Consider the following 18,092-nt stretch of genomic DNA (forward strand, 5'->3'; position numbering starts at 1 on the left):
GCGGATGGAGTCGTGCGGCCGGGCCCCGCGTGCTCGCCACTCTACCCAGCGGGGGTGCCAGCGGCCCGGGCGGCCGGGCGCGTGAACTCGTCCGCGGACAGCTCCCGGGTGGTGGCCTCGAGCGGCTCGAGCGTGCCGATGACCTTCGACTCGTCCAGCCTGCTGAGGCGGCGGGCGGTGGGGAGCACCTGGCGCTCCAGGGATCCGACGACGCGGTTGTAGTCGCCGACCGCGCCCGTGAGGGAGCGGCCGAGCTTGGCGATGTGCTCGCCGCTCGTGGCGAGGCGCGCGTGCAGCTCGCGGCTGAGGTCGAAGAGCTGCTTCGCGTCCTCCGTGAGCACCTCCTGCTGCCAGCTGAACGCGACGGTCTTGAGCACCGACCACAGCGTGACGGGGGAGGAGAGCGCGACGCGACGGGAGAACGCGAACTCCATGATGCTGGGATCCGCCTCCAACGCCTGTGACACCAGCGACTCGCTCGGGATGAACGCGATGACCATCTCGGGGCTCGCGTCGAGCCCCTCCCAGTAGGCGCGGCTGCCGAGCGCCGTGATGTGGTCGCGCACGGCCTGCACGTGCTGCTTCATCAGCGCGTCGCGGCGGGCGCCCTCGGATCCGGTGGCGGAGGCGGGGATGGCGTTCGCCTCGAGGTAGGCGGTGAAGGGCGCCTTCGCATCCACCGCGATGTTCTTGCCGCCGGGCAGGTGCACCACCATGTCGGGCCTGCCGTTGCCCTGGGCCGTGGAGACGGACGTCTGCACGTCGAAGTCGACCCGGTGGATGAGGCCGGCCGCCTCCACGACGCTCCGCAGCTGCGTCTCGCCCCACACGCCGCGCGTGCTGTTGGAGCGGAGCGCGGACGCGAGCGTCTCGGCCGTGGCGCGCAGCCGCTCCTCCGCCTCGGTGGCGCTCCGCAGCTGCTCGCTGAGCTCGCCGTGCTGCTGCCGGCGCTGCTCCTCCAGCTCGTGCACCTTCGCCTGCACCTGCTTGAGGCTCTCGGCGACGGGGCTGAGCGCGGTGAGCACGCGGCCGTCCTCCTCGGTGCGGGCGACCTCGGCGCGCTGGATCTCGCGCAGCCGGGTCTGCAGCTCCGCGATGCGGTCCTCCTGCTGGCCGATCTGCTCGCGGAGGTGCGACTCCTGCGCGTCGAGCCGCTCGCGGTGCAGCGCATCCTGCGTCTGGGCGCGCTCGGCGTACTGCGCGCTGGTCTGGGCGACCTGCTCCTCGGCGAGCCGCTCCGTGCGATCCAGCTGCTCGCGGAGAGCGGTGACCGTGGCCTCCGCGGCGGCGAGGCGGGCGGCCTCGCCCGCGCTGCCCGGCGCATCCACCCCGGATCGGGCGCGCGACACGGCGAGCCCGACCACCGCGCCCACGGCCAGGCCGATGACGAGGCCGACGAGGAGGGCGATGACGGGATCCATGCGTGCAGTGTGCCAGCGGCCCCCGACACGGCCGGGACGCGCGTCGGCGGGTGGCCGAGCGGAGGATCAGGCCCAGTCGATGGGCGGCGTCGCGGCGGCCGACGCCTGCGTGACGGTCTGCGCGCGCGGGGCCCCGATGCGGCCGAGGCCGACGCCCGCCGCCTCCGCCAGCCCGGCGATCGACGCGGCGCCGTGCCGGGCTGCCGCGTGCACGACGATGGCGGCGCACGCTCGGGCGTCCGCCAGCGCCTCGTGGTGCGAGAAGTCCTCGAAGCCCGCGGCCCGCGCGGCGACCGGCAGCCGGTACGAGTCGAGCGCGTAGGTGCGCCGCGCGACCTGGAGGCTGCAGAGGTAGGAGTACGGAGGCGGGATGAGCGCCGTCGCCTTGCAGGCGCCCTGGATCACGCCCATGTCGAAGCGCGCGTTGTGGGCCACGAGGTGGTCGTCGCCCGCGAAGGCCATGAGGCGCGGGAGCTGGTCGGCCCAGCCGTCGGCGCCGGCCACGTCCTCCTCGACGATGCCGTGGATCCGCGTGTTCCAGACGGAGAAGGTGTCGTGCCCCGCGGGCGGCCGGATGAGCCAGGACGCGGTCTCGACCACGACGCCGTCCCGGACCTTCACGAGACCCACCGAGCACGCGCTCGCCGACGAGTTGTTGGCGGTCTCGAAGTCGATCGCGGTGAAGTCCAACGGCATGGGTTCGAGTGTTCCACGCACGACCGACGCCGGATCCCGGGACAGCCCAGCCCGGCGCGGGCGGGGGAGGAACCGGAGGGCCCCGTACGATGGACTCCCGTGGCACTCACTATCGCGATCGTCGGTCTCCCCAACGTCGGTAAGTCGACGCTCTTCAACGCCCTGACCAAGAACCAGGTGCTCGCCGCGAACTACCCGTTCGCGACGATCGAGCCGAACGTGGGCGTGGTGAACCTCCCGGACCCGCGCCTCGAGGTGCTCGCCGGCCTCTTCGGCAGCGAGAAGATCCTCCCCACGCCCGTCTCCTTCGTCGACATCGCGGGCATCGTCCGCGGTGCGAGCGAGGGCGAGGGCCTCGGCAACCAGTTCCTCGCGAACATCCGCGAGGCCGACGCCATCGCCCAGGTCGTCCGGGGCTTCGAGGACGAGGACGTCGTGCACGTCGACGGCCGCGTGGACGCCGCGAGCGACATGGAGACCATCAACACCGAGCTGATCCTCGCCGACCTGCAGACCCTCGAGCGCGCCGAGCCGCGCTACGAGAAGGAGCTGAAGACGAAGCGCATCGAGCCCGTCGTGCTCGAGACCGCGAAGGCCGCGCGCGAGTGGCTCGACTCGGGCAAGCCGCTGTCGGCGTCGAAGATCGACCTGGAGCCCGTCCGCGAGCTCGGCCTGCTGACCGCCAAGCCCTGCATCTACGTGTTCAACGTCGACGAGCAGGTGCTCGGCGACAAGGGCAAGCTCGACGAGCTGGCCGCCCTCGTGGCGCCCGCGCAGGCCGTGTTCCTCGACGCGAAGATCGAGTCGGAGCTCATCGAGCTCGACCCCGAGGACGCCGCCGAGATGCTCGCGAGCACCGGCCAGGAGGAGTCGGGCCTCGACCAGCTCGCCCGCATCGGCTTCGAGACCCTCGGCCTCCAGACCTACCTGACGGCGGGCCCGAAGGAGACGCGGGCCTGGACCATCGGCCGTGGCTGGAAGGCCCCGCAGGCGGCCGGCGTGATCCACACCGACTTCGAGAAGGGCTTCATCAAGGCCGAGGTCATCTCCTACGACGACCTGGTCGAGACCGGCTCGATCGCCGAGGCGCGCTCCAAGGGCAAGGCCCGCATCGAGGGCAAGGAGTACGTCATGCAGGACGGGGACGTGGTGGAGTTCCGGTTCAACAACTGAGCGTGTGCCGCGAGTGAGGGCGCGCTCCTGCGCGGGGCACGTGGCCGAGCAATGTCAGTGGTCACTGCTCTATTGACCCAGAGGTCGCACGTCGCGTCGTAGGGTTCATCGAACCCGCAGCGCGTCCCCTCGAAGACGCAGATTCGTAGAAGGGGCATGTTGTGGATGATCTAAATGAGCTCGAGTCGCTGCCTGTTGAGCAGCTGATCGAGATGATCCGTGAGCGCACCGGGGCGGGAGTGAATCTCTCGTTCCCCGGCAAGGTTCTGGCTCGCCAGCTGGGCCGTCGGGTGCGGCCGCGCGCCCAGCGGACCTTAAATGCATTCAGCGCCGGCGATGAGCATGGCCGCTCGCGCAACTTGGTGGTCGAGGGTGACAACCTGCAGGCGCTCGCGTCGCTGTACCGGGAACGTGGCCAGATCGACATGATCTTGACCGATCCGCCGTACAACACGGGTGGTGACTTTCGGTACAACGACAAATGGGACAGGGACCCTAACGATCCGGATCTGGGCGAGTACGTCGGTAGCGACGACCCTGCAAAGCACACTAAGTGGATGAAATTCATGTATCCGCGTCTGCAGATGATGCGAGCGATGCTTAGGCCGTCGGGTGTAATGGCGATCTGCATCGACAGTCGCGAGCTCTTCCACCTCGGGCAAATGCTCGATGAGCTCTTCGGTGAAGAGAATCGTCTGGCGATCATCAACTGGCAAAAGTCGTACTCACCGCGTTCGGACAACCGGCACGTCTCGACGGCCACGGAGTACGTCCTCGTTTACGCGAAGGATGAACGGATCGCGAAGACTGGCCTCCAGGCTCGAACAGCAAGCATGGATGCGCGGTACCGCAACCCGGATGGCGACCCCAGACTCTGGAAGGGGGAGAACTTTTCGGGGCCAAAGGCCCAGACGCACCAGGGGATGGTCTACGGCATTCAGTCTCCTTTCACGGGTGACATTCACTACCCTCCCGCGGGAAAGTGTTGGCGAGCGCCGCAGGCGGATGCACTCAAGTGGCTCTCCGAATGGGGTGTCGAGTACGAGCTCCGCTCGATCGACGACACCGACACTCGCGCAGCCATTGTCGGTGTGCAAGCGGATGAAGTCCGCAAGGTTCGTGCGGTGATGGTGAAGGAGAGGCTCGAAGCGGCTTGCGAGGCTTCTGAGAAGCGACGTAAGGCCGGGAACTGGCCTCGTCTGGTGTTTGGGCTCGATGGCCGGGGTCGCCCTCAGCAAAAGAAGTATCTCGAGGACATCAAGCAAGGTCGGGTCCCAATGACCTATTGGTCTGACGACGATCTCGATGAGCCTGATGTGCTTGGCAGCGTTTCTTGGGATCACGAGGAGTCCGGGCACAGCCAGACAGGCGTCAACGAGCTCACCGCGATCGTCGGTCCTGGCCATGGGTTCGAAACCGTGAAGCCGATGAAGCTCATGACAAAGCTCATTCAGATCTGGTGCCCCCCAACCGGAATTGTCCTGGATCCATTTGCAGGGTCAGGAACAACTGGTCACGCGGTACTTCAGCTCAATAATGACCAGGGCGCCGACCGTCGGTTCGTTCTCATAGAGCAAGGGCGGCCCGACAACGGTGACTCCTATGCCAAGACGCTGACGGTCGACCGTCTGCGTCGAGTGGTCACGGGGGATTGGGTGAAAGAGACCAAGACAAAGCCTCTTCCGCTTAGCGGAGGTTTCACCTTTAAAACCCTTGAGAAAAAAGTCGACGCGAAGACCCTCCTGCTTATGGAGCGAGACGAGATGATCGACACTGTCATCGCCTCGCACTCCAGCACCGGGATGCGGCGCATCGCCGTTCTAATCCCCATCGTCGACGACGGCGAGCCCTACTCGTACCTCGTGGCAAAGAACACGCGGAACGAGGGCATCTACCTTGTCTGGTCGGGTGCGGACTCTAACACTGATCTTACCGAGGACGTGTACGAGGAGATCACGGACGAGGCCGAGACCGCAGGGCTGGCTGACGTATATCACGTCTATAGCCGCCGCAATCTAATCGTCACCGACGACGTGATCTGGTACCAGATCCCCGATCGTATTCTGTCTGACTTCGGTCTGGATGTGCGTACCGAGTCGTTCACCGAGGAAGGGTGATTCATGGCCATTGAGCTGTTCCAATTTCAGCAGGAGGCGGCCTCCCAAATTGCAGACCGTTACGCTGAATACGTCGCGGATCCGATTTTCTTCGGGCGTGGGGTAAATAAACGCCATGTGCCTTTTTATCAGTCGCTCTCCTCCATCACTGGATCCGGCAAGACGGCGATTCTTGCCCAGGCCGTCAGCGAGATAGTCGCACTTTCGGAGATCCCGCCTGTCATCCTGTGGCTGTCCAGGGGCAAGGTTGTGGTTCAGCAGAGCTACGCCAACCTCGCCGGCGGCGGCAAGTACGATCATCTGCTTTCGGACATCACGGTGCGACTGCTCAGCGAGTACGACCCCGAGGAGGTGGCGAATTCCAAGGAGTCCCTACTTTACTTCGCGACCGTCGGTACGTTTAACCAGCGCGATCGCGAGAACAGCAACTTGCGAATATTCGCCTTTGATACCGACGACATCGAGTCCACCCGCTGGGAGGCGCTCAAGGTACGTGAGACCGCCGACGGACAGCGCCGTCCCCTCGTGATCGTCTATGACGAGGCTCAAAATCTCAGCGACCAGCAGACGACTCTGCTGCTCGAACAGCAGCCGGCGGCGTTTCTTCTGGCCAGCGCGACGCTGCGGTTCCCCGCCCAGTTCGACAACGAGGTCATCCAGCCGTTGCGTACTTCCGGCGAGTACAAGGACGAAGACCTCATCACCTCGGTGAAGTCCTCAACTGTTGTTGCCTCTGGGCTGGTCAAAGGCATGATTGCGCTCGACGGGCTCAACGCCCCGATGGAGGAGACCGTCTCCGAGATGCTCTCTGACATGCGCGAGGTTGAGGTGGATGCCAAGGCTGAGGGGCTAAAGATCGCCCCAAAGGCAATCTACGTCTGTAACACTAACGTGCTCGCGCACGATGCCAGCCAGACTGATGATCCCAAGCAGCCGTTCGAGCAGCGGCAGGCGTCACCGATCCTTATCTGGCGCTACCTCACCGAGCACTGCGACGTCCCGGCCGAAGAAATTGCCGTGTACGCGGATCTCAGGACGCAGAAGGACTTCCCCCTGCCGTCGGAGTTCACGCTATTCAGCGGGGGAGAGCGGGACTACGGGGACTTTGTCGCCGGCGACTTCCGGCACATCATCTTTAATCAGACCCTGCAGGAGGGCTGGGACGACCCGGCTGTCTATTTCGCCTACGTCGACCGCACAATGGACTCGGCCGTGCAGATCACACAGGTTGTCGGCCGCGTCCTGCGCCAGCCCGGGGCGACACACTACGAGTCGGACCGCTTGAACACCGCCCACTTCTACGTCCGAGTCGATCGCAACGATTCGTTCGCCCAGGTCGTCGAGGAGGTGCGTCGCGGTCTCGGTGGTGACGCTCCCGAGGTGCGGATCCTCACATCCCCTCCAGGATCGGAGGATCTCGTCACCTTGCCGGTCAAGCAGGAGCGAAGCATTCCTCGTGCGGCAATCGATAACGTGCCCACACTCGAGCCTATCGAAACAGTCATTAATCGAGTCCACGACTACTCGAAGGACTCGGTCAACACGCAAGGTAAGGGTCGACGACGGACCGTCCAGCAGGTGATCGGGGCGAACGATGCCGTCGACTCGGAGTGGACTGACTTCGAGCAGTCCAATCGGGTCAGCGCCCGCTGGGTCTTTCGACGCGACGTGGCACGTCGCTACCGGCCTGCCCTCATGGTGATGAACACCGACACCACAAAGTTCGATGCGCTTGTGGGGGTTGGGAGCAGCGCCTTTTTGGCCCTCTCACAGAACGCCGCGGATGCCGTCAATGAGTACCTGCGCTTCGCCGAGATCAAGCAGTTGCGTCCCAAGCCCTACAAGATCGGCAGCACACTGGTGCGTCGTAGCGGAATGGAGACGTTCAAGAACGCTCTTCACGAGGGGTATGACGGCCTCAATAGCCTCGAGCTCCGGTTCGCCCGTGCGCTGGACGAGACGGGGCTGATTTGGGTGCGGAACCGCCCCCAGACCGGGTATAAGATTCCACTCGTCACGCTGGGCTCCACTGTGTGGTTCTTCCCCGACTTCCTAATCTGGTCAGGCGACACGGTGATTTGTGTCGACACCAAGGGTGATCACATAGTGGAAGGGGATGCGCGCCGCAAGCTCCTCGCTATCAAGCCGCACAAGAGAGTTTCGACCACGGTCGAGGTGAAGTTCGTGACCGAGGGTACCTGGAAAACTGATGGCACTCCCGATAGCAAGGACGGTTTCTCCGTTTGGTCGTTGGGCAGCGGGCGAGATCTTCGTGCCCTCCCTTACGAGGACATGGAATCGCTGGTAAAGGTCTTCCTTCCAGCGGACCACGACGATTGATTTGACGATATTTCGCCGCTTGTGGGTCAAGCCGCTATCTGGTGTCCCTTGACGCGGGTCTCTACACGAGCGCATCGGTCCATTTGAGAAATAGTGGACAGTTGATTCGATAGCTTATCGCGCGGATCTCGTGACACGTTGTTACGCGCGGTCATAAAGGGTCAGAACAGCGGCCAGGGCACCGCTGACTGCTGCCCGGCAGGCGCCGGGAACCGCGCCTCCGCACGCAACCGCCCGCACCGTTCCGCCAACGCCGCGATCTCCTCCGCCGTCAGCAGCCCCGCCAGCTCCCGCCCCAGCTCCGCGTCGAGCCCCGCGAGCACCCGATCCACGCCCTCGAGCTCCTCGGCCGTCAGCGCATCCCCGACCCACCCCCACAGCACCGTGCGGAGCTTGTGGTCCTCGTGGAAGGTGAGGCCGTGGTCGATGCCGAAGCGGTGGCCGTCGGGCATGGCGAGCACGTGGAAGCCCTTGCGGTCGGCGTTGTTGACGATCACGTCGAAGACGGCCATGCGGCGCAGCGCCGGGGTGTCCTCGTGGATGAGGGCGACCGTGTTGCCCTCCTCGTCCTCGCCGCCGAGGACCGTCCGGTAGCCGGTCTCCGGGATCTCGGCCGCGGGGACCAGGTCGACGGCGTCCTGGTCGGGATCCTCGTCCTGCCAGAGCTGCACCATGCCCTCGCCCGCCGGGCCGTCGCGGAGCCACGTGCGCGGCACGACGCCCCAGCCGAGCGCCTCGGAGACGAGGTAGGCGGCGACCTCGCGATGCGCGAGCACGGCGTCGGGGAAGTCCCACAGCGGGTTCTCACCGCGGATGGGCTTGTAGACGACGGCCACGTCGGCGATCGTCCCGAGGAAGGTCGCGTTCGACGCGGTGCGGATGCGGCCGGTGACGATCAGCTCGCCGTCCAGCGGGTCCGTCTCCGACATCAGTTGTCGGGGAAGGTGTGGACGTGCCCATCGGGGTCGATGGGGTAGCCGCACAGGGCGCAGATCGGGCGGCCGGCGCCCACGATCTCGTGGGTGCGCTTGGCGAACGCGCGGGCCGCGCCGACGGGCATCCGCACCACGAGCATCTCGGTGTCGGCCGTGTCGTCGTCGACGCTCGGCAGGTCGAAGTCGTCGCTGTCGTCGTCCTCCGCGAGGGGGTACGCCTCGATGACCACCTGAGCCGTCGTCGGATCCCAGCCGAGGCCCATCGCGCCGGTGCGCCAGCGCTCGACGACGTCCTCGAGCGGGTCGTTGTCGACGAGCTCCGGAGGCGTGCTCTCGGGGATGCTGAACGGGTTGCCCTCGACGGTGACGAGCCGGTCGAGGATCTCGTCGATCTTCTCGGCGAGCAGCGCGGACTGCTGCTTCTCGAGGGCGATGGTCACCAGCTGGGGGCCGGAGCGCACCTGGAAGTAGAACGTGCGCGCGCCCGGGAGGCCGATGGTGCCGACCACGGCCCGGTCGGGCCAGTCGAATTCGAGGGCTCGTGTGGGCATGCGTCCACTCTATGCGCGGGGAATCACGGCGTGCTGTGCCCGGCGCCGCCGCCGACCGGCGCATCGCCGACGCTCGTGGTCTTCGCCAGCCACGAGAGGTCGCCCGCGTCGGTGTTGGTCGCGTGCACGGTGGGCCGGCCGGCGCCGTAGCGGACGATGGAGAGGGACGCGGGGCCCACGTCGATGCGCTGGAACAGGTCGAGGTGCATGCCGTACGCGTCGGCGAGGATCGACTTGATGACGTCGCCGTGGCTCACCGCGACCCACACGGCGCCGGGCCCGTGCTCGGCCTCGATCGCTGCATCGTGGCGGCGGATGGCGGCGACGGCCCGCGCCTGCATGCCGGCCATGGACTCGCCGCCGGGGAAGACGACGGCGGACGGGTGCGACTGGACGGTCTTCCAGAGGTCCTCGGTGGCGAGCTCGCTGAGGGCGCGGCCCTGCCAGTCGCCGTAGTCGCACTCGGTGAGGTCGGGGTCGACGGGCTGGGCGGGCTTCGCCGGCTGCCGCTCGAGGATCCGCTGCGCCGTCTCCCAGCAGCGCTGCAGCGGGCTGGAGACGACGGCCGCCAGCGGCACCGCGGCGAGCCGGTCGCCGGCGCGGTCGGCCTGGTCGCGCCCGGTGCCGTCGAGGTCCACGCCGGGGGTGCGCCCCGCCAGGATCCCGGTCGCGTTCGCTGTGGTGCGTCCGTGCCGCACGAGGATCACTGTTGCCATGCCGTCAGCCTAACCAGCGGGCCTCGACGGGCGGCCACATGGCGCCTCCTGTTTACGTCAATTCCGGCATCAGCGGCAGTTGCAGACTGCCGCTGAATCCTCAACAGAGGACTACGCGTTTAGACTTCACTATGATTATGTCATGTCACTCGCCAGAGCTACGGCCGCCGTCAGTAATCAAGGAGAACTGTCCCCGAATACATTATTGCTGATCCTCCTGCCATCCACCATTGCACTTATCGGCGTCTTGATTTCAACCATAGTATCAACCGTGGCAACAAGTCGCGCAGAAGATCGCCGATCAAGAAACGCGACATACGCACAAGTTCTCGAGGCAGGGCGCGAGGCGGAGCTGGACGCTCTTTATGCTACGGCGACCTTTATCGCCAAGTTAAAGCAGTTCAATATATCCATGTACGGAAATACCGGAGTGGGGGCTGATGATGACAGATCAGCGGCTGCCTTTCATGACTTCACGCAAGCATTTGATGGCTTCGATGAGCTGACTCGCGCCGCTTTGAATGTTGAGGCGCTCGGCGATACCGAAATCTCAGATCGCATTAAGGCGATTCGGTCTCGAACCCAGGCCTATGTGATGTCAATAGGTGGTCCTATATTCAAGGCGACCAGCGCTGTAGCGTTCGAGCTAGAAGTCGACAACCTAATGCAAGAGCTGATTGAAGCAGTGCGTGCCGACTTCCGCACGGCAGAAGCGCGATACAAGTATCAAGGGCGCCGCTCTCGATGATGCCGTTTGTGTACAGTTTTATCAATACAGTACCGTGACATCTACATCGATGCTCTGGTGCGCCTGAGGTCACCATAGGTAATCTATAGGGTAAGGAATCAATGTCACGCTCCTCGCGATTGAGTAATACAGCCACCTACTGTACTTTCGAGCGAGGGGCGGGAGTCGCCACTTGCTCACAATGTATTAATTGCGGATGCGTATTGTGTCTATACGCGCTTGCGACGGGACTAAAGATAAATTGCGGGCAACTATCCCTTGTTTTCCGAGCTCACCCTTCTAGCGAAAACGGTCGCCGCTGTCACTGACGAGCGTGTTGAGAGGCGCTCCTCCGCTCCGCTTCCGGCGCCACCGGATCCACCGACCCGCCTCGTGCCTTCGTCACCACGTACAGCCCGAGCACGACTGCCCACGCCACGAGGCTCAGCACGAGCTGCGGGCGGATCTCGGGGTCCAGCGCCATCTGCGCGAGCACCGCGAGGATCCCGACGACCGTGACGATCGAGAGGCCGGGGAACAGCCACATCTTCACCGGCAGGCCGGCGGATCCGCTGCGGCGGCGGAGGACGATCTGCGAGATCGCGATGAGCAGGTAGACGAAGAGGATGATCGCGCCCGAGGAGTTGAGCAGGAAGAGGAAGACGGTGTCGGGGGAGACGGCCGCCGCGATCACGCAGAGGAAGCCGACGACGGACGACAGCAGGATCGCGGCACGCGGCACTCCGCGCTCGGTCACCTTCATCAGCCCCGCCGGGGCCTCCCGCCGCGCCGCGAGCACGAAGAGCATGCGGCTCGCCGTGTAGAGGCCGGAGTTCAGGCACGAGAGCACGGCGGTGAGGACGACCGCGTTCATCACGTCGCCCGCGAACGGGATCCCCATGCGGTCGAATGCGCTCACGAACGGGCTGGCGCCGAGCTCCGTGGAATCCCAGGGGAGGATCACGGCGAGCAGGAACAGCGAGCCGACGAAGAACAGGGATATTCGGAGGATCACGGAGTTGGTCGACTTGCGGATGGCCTTCGCGGGGTCCTTGGATTCGGCGGCGGCGATGGTGGCGACCTCCGCGCCGACCATGGAGAAGATCGCGACGACGACCGAGGAGAAGATCGCGCCGACGCCGTTCGGGAAGAAGCCGCCGTGCGCCACGAGGTTCGAGAAGTCGAGCGAGCGGCCCGGCCAGATGCCGAGCACGTAGAGGCTGCCGAGGCCGAGGAACAGGATGATCGCGGCCACCTTGATCCCCGCGAACCAGTACTCGAACTCGCCGAACGCGCCGACGGAGATGAGGTTGGTGGCGGTCATCAGCGCCATGAGGCCGAGGGAGAGGAGCCAGACCGGCGCGTCGAACCAGTAGGTGAGCGCCTTCGCGCCGGCGACCGCCTCGAATCCCACGACGATGACCCAGAAGTACCAGTAGAGCCAGCCCATCGAGAAGCCGGCCCAGCCGCCGAGGGCGTGCCTCGCGTAGTCGGCGAAGGATCCGGTGCTGGGGTTCGCGGTCGCCATCTCGCCGAGCATCCGCATCACCAGGATGATCAGCACGCCGGAGATCGCGTAGGTGAGGAACGCGCCGGGGCCCGCGCCGTTGATCACCACCCCGGACCCCACGAACAGGCCGGCGCCGATGACGCCGCCGATCGCGATCATGGTGAGCTGCCTCTGCGTGAGGCTCTTGTGCAGCTGGGGTGCGGATGCCATGGAAGCCTCCGGGCGTGTCGGCGTTCGCGGGTGGGGGATCCTCCCGCTCGACCGGCGACGCGTCGGGCCGGGAGGTGCTGAGCACGATACGCAGGCGATGGGCGCGACCGCGAAGTGTTCACATGGGCTTTACATTGCGGCGGCGGGCGGGCTGGGGCGCCGCACCGGCCGTAGCATGACGGGGTGATCCGCCGGACCGCCGCCGCAGCCCTCGTGCTGGCGGCCGCGCTGGCCCTCGGCGGCTGCACGGCGACGGATCAGCTCGCGAGCGACTTCTGATCGGGCGACGGTGCCGGGACCGGCACCGTCTCCGGCGACGGCCGGGTGACGGAGTTCGCGGCGGACGACCGCGGCGAGCCGGTGTCCTTCACCGCGGAGGATCCGTCCGGCGCGACGGTGACGGCCGAACGGTTCCGCGGGAAGGTCCTGGTGGTCAACTTCTGGTACGCGGAGTGCGGCCCGTGCCGCGTCGAGGCGGCCGACCTGCGCGAGGTCAGCGCCGCGACCGCGGACACGGCGACGTTCCTCGGCGTCAACACGCGCAACTCGGCGGCGAGCGTCGACGCCTTCGTCCGCACCTTCGAGATCCCCTACGAGAACGTCCTCGACGGCCAGGACAGCGCGGGGCAGCTGGCCTTCGCCGCCCGCACCGCGCCGAACACGACCCCGTCGACCCTCGTGCTCGACCCCGAGGGTCGGGTCAGCGCGCGGATCCTCGGGGTGGTGGATCCGGGGACGCTCACGGCGTTGATCGCGACGGCCGCCAGCTGAGGGGAATCACCGGCGTTCCTCGTCAGGGGGAGACGTGGGTGGCCCGACAAAGGGGGCCTCGGCAGGCGCGCTGAGGTCTCGTAGCGTTTCGTCGCAGTGTCGGCGCGCTTCCTGCGTGGCACCTCTTCGCTGTCGTCTCCCGCCCAGAGATGAGGGCGCACGTCTCCTCCTCGAGACCCGAGCTCCCCGATAGGACTGGCCCTTGCCCTACATCATCGCGTTGGTCCTGATCATCTTCCTGATCAGCCTCATCTTCACGTACTGGCAGATATCGCTGACCGTCGTCGGCTTGATCCTCGCCATCATCATCGTCCCGAAGATCGTGCGCGACGTCCGCAAGAACCGTTACTTCAAGGGCGAGGTCTTCCTCGCGCAGAAGCGCGAACTCGCCGCCTTCGTCGATGAGCACAACGAACTGGCCGAGTACATCGCGGAGATCCGAGAGCGCGATTCGTTCCAGCTCGCCGTGGCGGAGACGGGCACTCATGCTCATCTCGCCACCTTCCAGAACACGAGCAATCACAAGCATCGACGGGATCGCAACGAGGCGTCCTTCGAGGACCCGAACGTGCACAACTGCTCCCTGCAGGTGGTCCGTTCGGCCAGCGGCGACCCGCTGAAGTACCTGATGAAGTACTTCAACATCGCGGCGACAGAGGCGCGGCTCACGCAGGTGGAGACGTTGGGCGAGGACATCGCACGTCTCGAGGACGCGGTCGGGAACCTCCGCCAGCGCGAGACGGCCATCGTCGAGTCGATCCGTCCGCCGGCATTCATCCTGAAGCACTACGAGCAGGAGTTCCGCGATCAGGTCGGCTACGAGGTCAAGCGGATCGCGATTCCCTACCCGGTCTACGTCTTCGAGTACGTGAGCGCGGGTGGCAACAGCTCGCAGAGGACGTCGATCAAGCTGAACAACGAGACGATCGATGAACTCGTCGACGTGCTCGCCGGCAAGATCCGATTCGACAAGAGCGCGGCAGGGCAGCGTGCACTGATGACAGCCCGCCTACGTCAATTCATCAAGGCTCGCGATGGCCACGCCTGCCGCTTTTGCTCGGTCTCCGTCGTGGATGAGCCCCATCTGCTCCTTGAGGTGGACCACATCGTTCCCGTGTCAAAGGGGGGACTGTCCACGCACGACAATCTCTAGACCCTCTGCTGGAAGTGCAATCGAAGCAAGTCGAACAAGATCCTCGCCGCCTGATCCAGATGCACCGGCATTCGTCGGTTCGAGTCACCTAACGGCCGCGGAAGCCGCTACCCCCGCCCCCGCACCGTCGGCCGGCAGATCAGCACCGGGCACGGCGCTGAGTGCTGCACGCGGCTGGCCGTGCTGCCGAGCAGGATCGTGGCGGTGAGGCCGCGGCTGCCGGCGGCCATCGAGATCAGGCCCGCGGACAGCTCCTCGGCGGCGCGGATGATCTCGGTCGCGGGGGAGCCGCTGCGCACGTCGCGGTGGATGGTCGGGCCCCAGCCGTCGAAGACCGCGGCGACCACGTCGACGGCGGCCTCCGCGTCCCTGCGGTAGCTGAGCTCGGTCTGGCCAGTCGTGCGGCGGGGCCCGAGCTCGTTGGCGAACGGCGCGGCCGCGTACGGGCTCACGACGGCGAGCACGGTGACCTCGGTGATCTCGCGGGAGTCCGCGATCCATTGGAACTGGCGGGCCGCCTGCAGCGACGCCTGGGATCCGTCGGTGGTGACGATGACGTGCACGGGTCAGACCTCCCTGTCCGTGGGTCCGGCCGCGGCCACGCCGGCAGCGGCCTCGAGATCCGGCTTCTGCGCGCCGAACGTGCGTTGCGCGAGGTACAGCACGAGCCCGAGCGCGAGCAGGCCGCCGACCCAGAACAGCGCGCCGGGGTCGTCGACGAGCGTGTAGATCAGCACGGCGACGTTGCCGAGGATCCCGACGATGAGCAGCGGCGTGTTCGCGCGGTACGTGTCGTCGGTCTCGTCGCGGCCGCGCAGCTTCAGGCACGCGACGATCACGAGCGCGTAGATGAAGAGGAGGAACACGACGGTGATGGTGGCGAGGCGGTCGACGATGTCGAGCCGCTCGTCCTCGGGGATGCCGGCCTGGCTGGAGCGGATCGCCGCGCCGATGATGAGGAGCGCGGCCACCACGGCGCCGCCGAAGATCAGCGCCACGTAGGGGCTGCGGCGGGCGGGGTGCACCTTCGCGAAGATCGCGGGCACGACGTTCTCGCGGGCCATGCCGAACAGGATCCGCGACTGGGCCACCACGGTCACGAGCGCCGTGTTGCTGATGGCGACCATCGCGATCACGGCGAAGACCACGAGCATCACCGCGGCGGGGATGAAGAAGAGGTCCGCGCGCACGACCTCGAGGAGCGTGTTGCCGGCCAGCGCGTCGATCGGCACGGCGAGGGCCGCGGCCATCGAGACGAGCACGTAGACGACGCCGGCCGTCATCATGCCGCCGATGAGCGCCCGGGGGAACGCGCGCGACGGGTCGATGGTCTCCTCGGCCACGTTGGCCGCGTTCTCGAACCCGGTCATGGCGAAGAAGGCGAGCGAGACGCCGGCGAGCACGGCCAGCACCGCGGATCCGGGACCGCCCTCGACCTGGAACTGGAGCAGCACGGCGGGGTCGCCGACGCCCTCGACCAGCGCGATCACGCCGATGGCGACGACGATGATGAGGCCGCTGATCTCCACGAAGGTCATGACGACGTTGGCGATGACGGACTCGCTGATGCCGATGAGGTTGATCGCCGTGATGACGGCGACGAACGCGACCGCGATGCCGGTGGTCGCCCAGATGGCGGACTCGGGCAGGCCGATGAGGTCGGCGAGGTAGCGCACGAAGCCGGCCGCGAGGGATCCGACGGCGGCCATGTTGGCGCTGAGCATGCAGATGGTGATGAAGAAGGTGAGCACCGGGCTGCGGAACGCCTTGTTGATGTAGAGCGAGGCGCCGGCGGCCTGCGGGTACGTGGTGACGAGCTCCGCGTAGGCGAGGCCCGTGATGGTCGCGATGGAGACGCCCACGAGGAACGCCATCCAGAACGCGCCGCCCACGGCCGCGGCCACGAGGCCGACGAGCACGTAGATGCCGGATCCGAGGACGTCGCCGACCACGTAGAAGTACAGCTGCTTGACCGTGATGGAACGCTTCAGCTCGGATCGCGGGGGTGCCTGGGCCTCGATGGGGTTCGCCATTTCCCCACACTAGGGGCGTGATGGCGAGGGGTCGAGGGGGCGGGATCGCCCGAGGCGGCGTGGTTGGTCGCGGTCAGGCCCCGTCGGCGATGCGCCGCAGGACGCCCACGATGCGCTGGAGCTCGGCGTCGTCGACGGCGGGTGCCGCCGCCTGGCAGGCCTCGCGGATCCACGCGGCGCGGGCCCGGAGCACGCGCTCGAGCAGCTCGCGACCCGCCGTCCCGACGACCAGGCGGAGGCCCTCGTCGTCCGGCTCCTCGGCGAGGATCCCGCGTTGCAGCAGCCCGCCGAGGCTCGGCACGAGCGCGGCGCGCGAGGTGCGCGTCCACAGCGAGAGCGACTGGCGGTCGACCCGCATGTCCGTCGCGACGACCCGCAGCAGCTGGATCTGGAGGCCCGTCAGCCCGTCCCACACCTCGAGGGTGGCGCCGTCCATCAGGTCGAACACCTGCGTCATGGCGATGATGATCTGCTCGTGGGCGCTGCGGTCGACCATGGTGCTCCTCTGGCGGAGCGGTGGGGAAGTGACCCGGCCGGCCGCGTGCTCGTAGGGGAAACGTACCGAGCAGGATCGTTCCCGGTCCACGCGGGTCAGACGATCGTCACAAGCGGGATCCACGCGCATACTGGGCGGGTGTCGCGATCGTCCCGAGGTCCCGCGGCCGGACGGGGAGGTCGCGTGAGCGCAGCAGACGACGCCGGACGGGCGCGCGCATGACGCCCCGGATCCGCGCGCTCCTCCTCACCGGGATCGTCACCGGCCTGACCATGGCGATCGTCGCCGTCGCGCGCCCCTGGACCCGCGAGGACGCGCCCGACGACTGGGTCGTGCTGCGCTTCGAGGCGGGCGAGGCGGCGACCGCGTACGAGGCGTTCGAGTCGCTGGCCGCGACCGAGATCGCCGGCGATGACGCCCTGCAGCTGCTCGAGGCCGGCTGGATCGACGGCAACGAATTCGGCGACGACTCCTACGACGTCTACTTCGTGGGCCGCGACCGCCGCATCATGTGGGAGGTGCTCGAGCCGATCTTCGCCGACGCCCCCGTGCCGTGGACGTCGGTCGAGCTGCGCCGCGGGCTCGAGGACGAGGCGCCCGTGGTGGTGCGGGCGGCGCGCTGAGCGGGTCCCGGTGTCGGCCCCCGCGCCTAGCGTCGGGGCATGACGTCGAAGGGATCCGCCCCGTGCCGCGCCGAGGGCTGCGCGGCGGCGTTCGAGCCCGGCGCGCCCGTGCCGCTGTGCGCCGCGCACCTCCTGGCCGCGGCCGCGTGGGCGGAGCGCGCGCACGGCGTCGAGGACGTGCTGCCGTCGCCGTGCCCAGCGTGCGGATCCCGCCTCGGCGTGCGGTACCCGTCGGACTGGCTGTGCGCGGTGTGCGAGTGGCGGCACGGCGACCACCCGGACGGCGAGCTGGCGCCGCCGCGGGTCGACGTCGTCTACTACATCCGCTTCGGCGACCGCATCAAGGTCGGCACGAGCGCCAACCCGCGGCAGCGGCTCGGCACGCTGCGGCACGACGAGCTGCTGGCCTTCGAGCGCGGCGGGCGGTCGGTGGAGCGGGCGCGGCACGCGCTCTTCGCGCGGCAGCGCTTCGCCCGCACCGAGTGGTTCGAGCTCGACGCGGAGCTGCGGGCGCACGTCGCCGCGCTCGCCGCGGGCCAGCCCGATCCGTGGGAGCTGCTCGCGCGCTGGCGGAGCGAGGCGCTGGCGACGCGGGTCAGCTGACGCCCGCGGCCCGTGCG

At 67.1% G+C, this 18,092-nt stretch carries 17 protein-coding genes; 8 read left to right on the plus strand and 9 right to left on the minus strand.

Features of this window, described 5'->3' with window-relative positions; all coding sequences use genetic code 11:
• Nucleotides 1–41 precede the first annotated feature (41 nt).
• Nucleotides 42–1,421, minus strand: coding sequence for a DNA recombination protein RmuC (locus B5P21_RS05880; RefSeq protein WP_045528762.1), 1,380 nt, complete (start codon nt 1,419–1,421; stop codon nt 42–44).
• 66 nt (nt 1,422–1,487) lie between these two features.
• A complete protein-coding gene (locus B5P21_RS05885) occupies nt 1,488–2,117 on the minus strand; it encodes a 3'-5' exonuclease (RefSeq protein WP_045528760.1) in 630 nt (209 codons plus the stop codon).
• A 99-nt stretch (nt 2,118–2,216) separates the two neighbouring features.
• On the opposite strand from B5P21_RS05885, the gene ychF reads away from it, so the two are divergent.
• The 3 genes from ychF to B5P21_RS05900 all read left to right on the plus strand — a co-directional run bounded on the left by ychF (nt 2,217) and on the right by B5P21_RS05900 (nt 7,747).
• On the plus strand, nt 2,217–3,290 hold the full coding sequence (gene ychF / locus B5P21_RS05890; RefSeq protein ID WP_094170900.1) for a redox-regulated ATPase YchF: 1,074 nt from the start codon (nt 2,217–2,219) through the stop codon (nt 3,288–3,290).
• Between the two features lie 161 nt (nt 3,291–3,451).
• Entirely contained in the window at nt 3,452–5,407 is a 1,956-nt protein-coding gene (locus B5P21_RS05895; protein ID WP_094170901.1) for a site-specific DNA-methyltransferase, read from the plus strand.
• Nucleotides 5,408–5,410: 3 nt separating this feature from the next.
• Entirely contained in the window at nt 5,411–7,747 is a 2,337-nt protein-coding gene (locus tag B5P21_RS05900; RefSeq protein ID WP_094170902.1) for a DEAD/DEAH box helicase family protein, read from the plus strand.
• A gap of 161 nt (nt 7,748–7,908) precedes the next feature.
• Here B5P21_RS05900 and B5P21_RS05905 read toward each other — a convergent pair whose 3' ends face one another.
• Genes B5P21_RS05905 through B5P21_RS05915 form a run of 3 tightly spaced genes read right to left on the minus strand, consistent with a single transcriptional unit; the run spans nt 7,909 to nt 9,949 of the window.
• Nucleotides 7,909–8,676 (minus strand): SCO1664 family protein, encoded by a 768-nt coding sequence (locus tag B5P21_RS05905; RefSeq protein WP_045528752.1) that lies wholly within the window; start codon nt 8,674–8,676, stop codon nt 7,909–7,911.
• A complete protein-coding gene (locus B5P21_RS05910) occupies nt 8,676–9,233 on the minus strand; it encodes a DUF3090 domain-containing protein (protein WP_094170903.1) in 558 nt (185 codons plus the stop codon). The genes B5P21_RS05905 and B5P21_RS05910 overlap by 1 nt, the downstream gene beginning before the upstream one ends.
• Before the next feature lie 23 nt (nt 9,234–9,256).
• The gene (locus B5P21_RS05915) at nt 9,257–9,949 is read right to left on the minus strand and encodes a histidine phosphatase family protein (protein WP_045528749.1); all 693 of its coding nucleotides are present in this window, start codon (nt 9,947–9,949) and stop codon (nt 9,257–9,259) included.
• A 142-nt stretch (nt 9,950–10,091) separates the two neighbouring features.
• On the opposite strand from B5P21_RS05915, the gene B5P21_RS16535 reads away from it, so the two are divergent.
• On the plus strand, nt 10,092–10,697 hold the full coding sequence (locus B5P21_RS16535) for a hypothetical protein (RefSeq protein ID WP_133064170.1): 606 nt from the start codon (nt 10,092–10,094) through the stop codon (nt 10,695–10,697).
• Nucleotides 10,698–10,998: 301 nt separating this feature from the next.
• Here B5P21_RS16535 and B5P21_RS05920 read toward each other — a convergent pair whose 3' ends face one another.
• On the minus strand, nt 10,999–12,396 hold the full coding sequence (locus tag B5P21_RS05920; protein WP_094170904.1) for an amino acid permease: 1,398 nt from the start codon (nt 12,394–12,396) through the stop codon (nt 10,999–11,001).
• Nucleotides 12,397–12,720: 324 nt separating this feature from the next.
• Here B5P21_RS05920 and B5P21_RS05925 point away from each other — a divergent pair, with 324 nt between their 5' ends.
• Together B5P21_RS05925 and B5P21_RS05930 are read left to right on the plus strand one after the other, a co-directional pair.
• Nucleotides 12,721–13,167: a TlpA family protein disulfide reductase gene (locus tag B5P21_RS05925; RefSeq protein ID WP_052663216.1), complete on the plus strand. Its 447-nt coding sequence runs from the start codon at nt 12,721–12,723 to the stop codon at nt 13,165–13,167.
• 202 nt (nt 13,168–13,369) lie between these two features.
• Nucleotides 13,370–14,320: an HNH endonuclease gene (locus tag B5P21_RS05930; RefSeq protein ID WP_201775074.1), complete on the plus strand. Its 951-nt coding sequence runs from the start codon at nt 13,370–13,372 to the stop codon at nt 14,318–14,320.
• Between the two features lie 107 nt (nt 14,321–14,427).
• On the opposite strand, the gene B5P21_RS05935 is transcribed toward B5P21_RS05930, so the two are convergent.
• From B5P21_RS05935 to B5P21_RS05945, 3 genes are all read right to left on the minus strand, one after another.
• Nucleotides 14,428–14,883, minus strand: a complete 456-nt coding sequence (locus B5P21_RS05935) for a universal stress protein (protein WP_045528745.1) — start codon at nt 14,881–14,883, stop codon at nt 14,428–14,430.
• A 3-nt stretch (nt 14,884–14,886) separates the two neighbouring features.
• Nucleotides 14,887–16,353: an APC family permease gene (locus B5P21_RS05940; protein ID WP_094170905.1), complete on the minus strand. Its 1,467-nt coding sequence runs from the start codon at nt 16,351–16,353 to the stop codon at nt 14,887–14,889.
• A gap of 73 nt (nt 16,354–16,426) precedes the next feature.
• Nucleotides 16,427–16,849, minus strand: a complete 423-nt coding sequence (locus B5P21_RS05945) for a hypothetical protein (RefSeq protein WP_045528741.1) — start codon at nt 16,847–16,849, stop codon at nt 16,427–16,429.
• A 218-nt stretch (nt 16,850–17,067) separates the two neighbouring features.
• Here B5P21_RS05945 and B5P21_RS05950 point away from each other — a divergent pair, with 218 nt between their 5' ends.
• Nucleotides 17,068–17,472 carry a hypothetical protein gene (locus B5P21_RS05950; RefSeq protein ID WP_045528740.1) on the plus strand — a complete coding sequence of 135 codons (405 nt, stop codon included), beginning with the start codon at nt 17,068–17,070 and terminating at the stop codon, nt 17,470–17,472.
• A gap of 39 nt (nt 17,473–17,511) precedes the next feature.
• Nucleotides 17,512–18,075: a GIY-YIG nuclease family protein gene (locus B5P21_RS05955; protein WP_094170906.1), complete on the plus strand. Its 564-nt coding sequence runs from the start codon at nt 17,512–17,514 to the stop codon at nt 18,073–18,075.
• The last annotated feature ends 17 nt before the right edge of the window (nt 18,076–18,092 follow it).

Origin of the sequence: Clavibacter michiganensis subsp. insidiosus (assembly GCF_002240565.1) — a bacterium.
GTDB lineage: Bacteria > Actinomycetota > Actinomycetes > Actinomycetales > Microbacteriaceae > Clavibacter > Clavibacter insidiosus.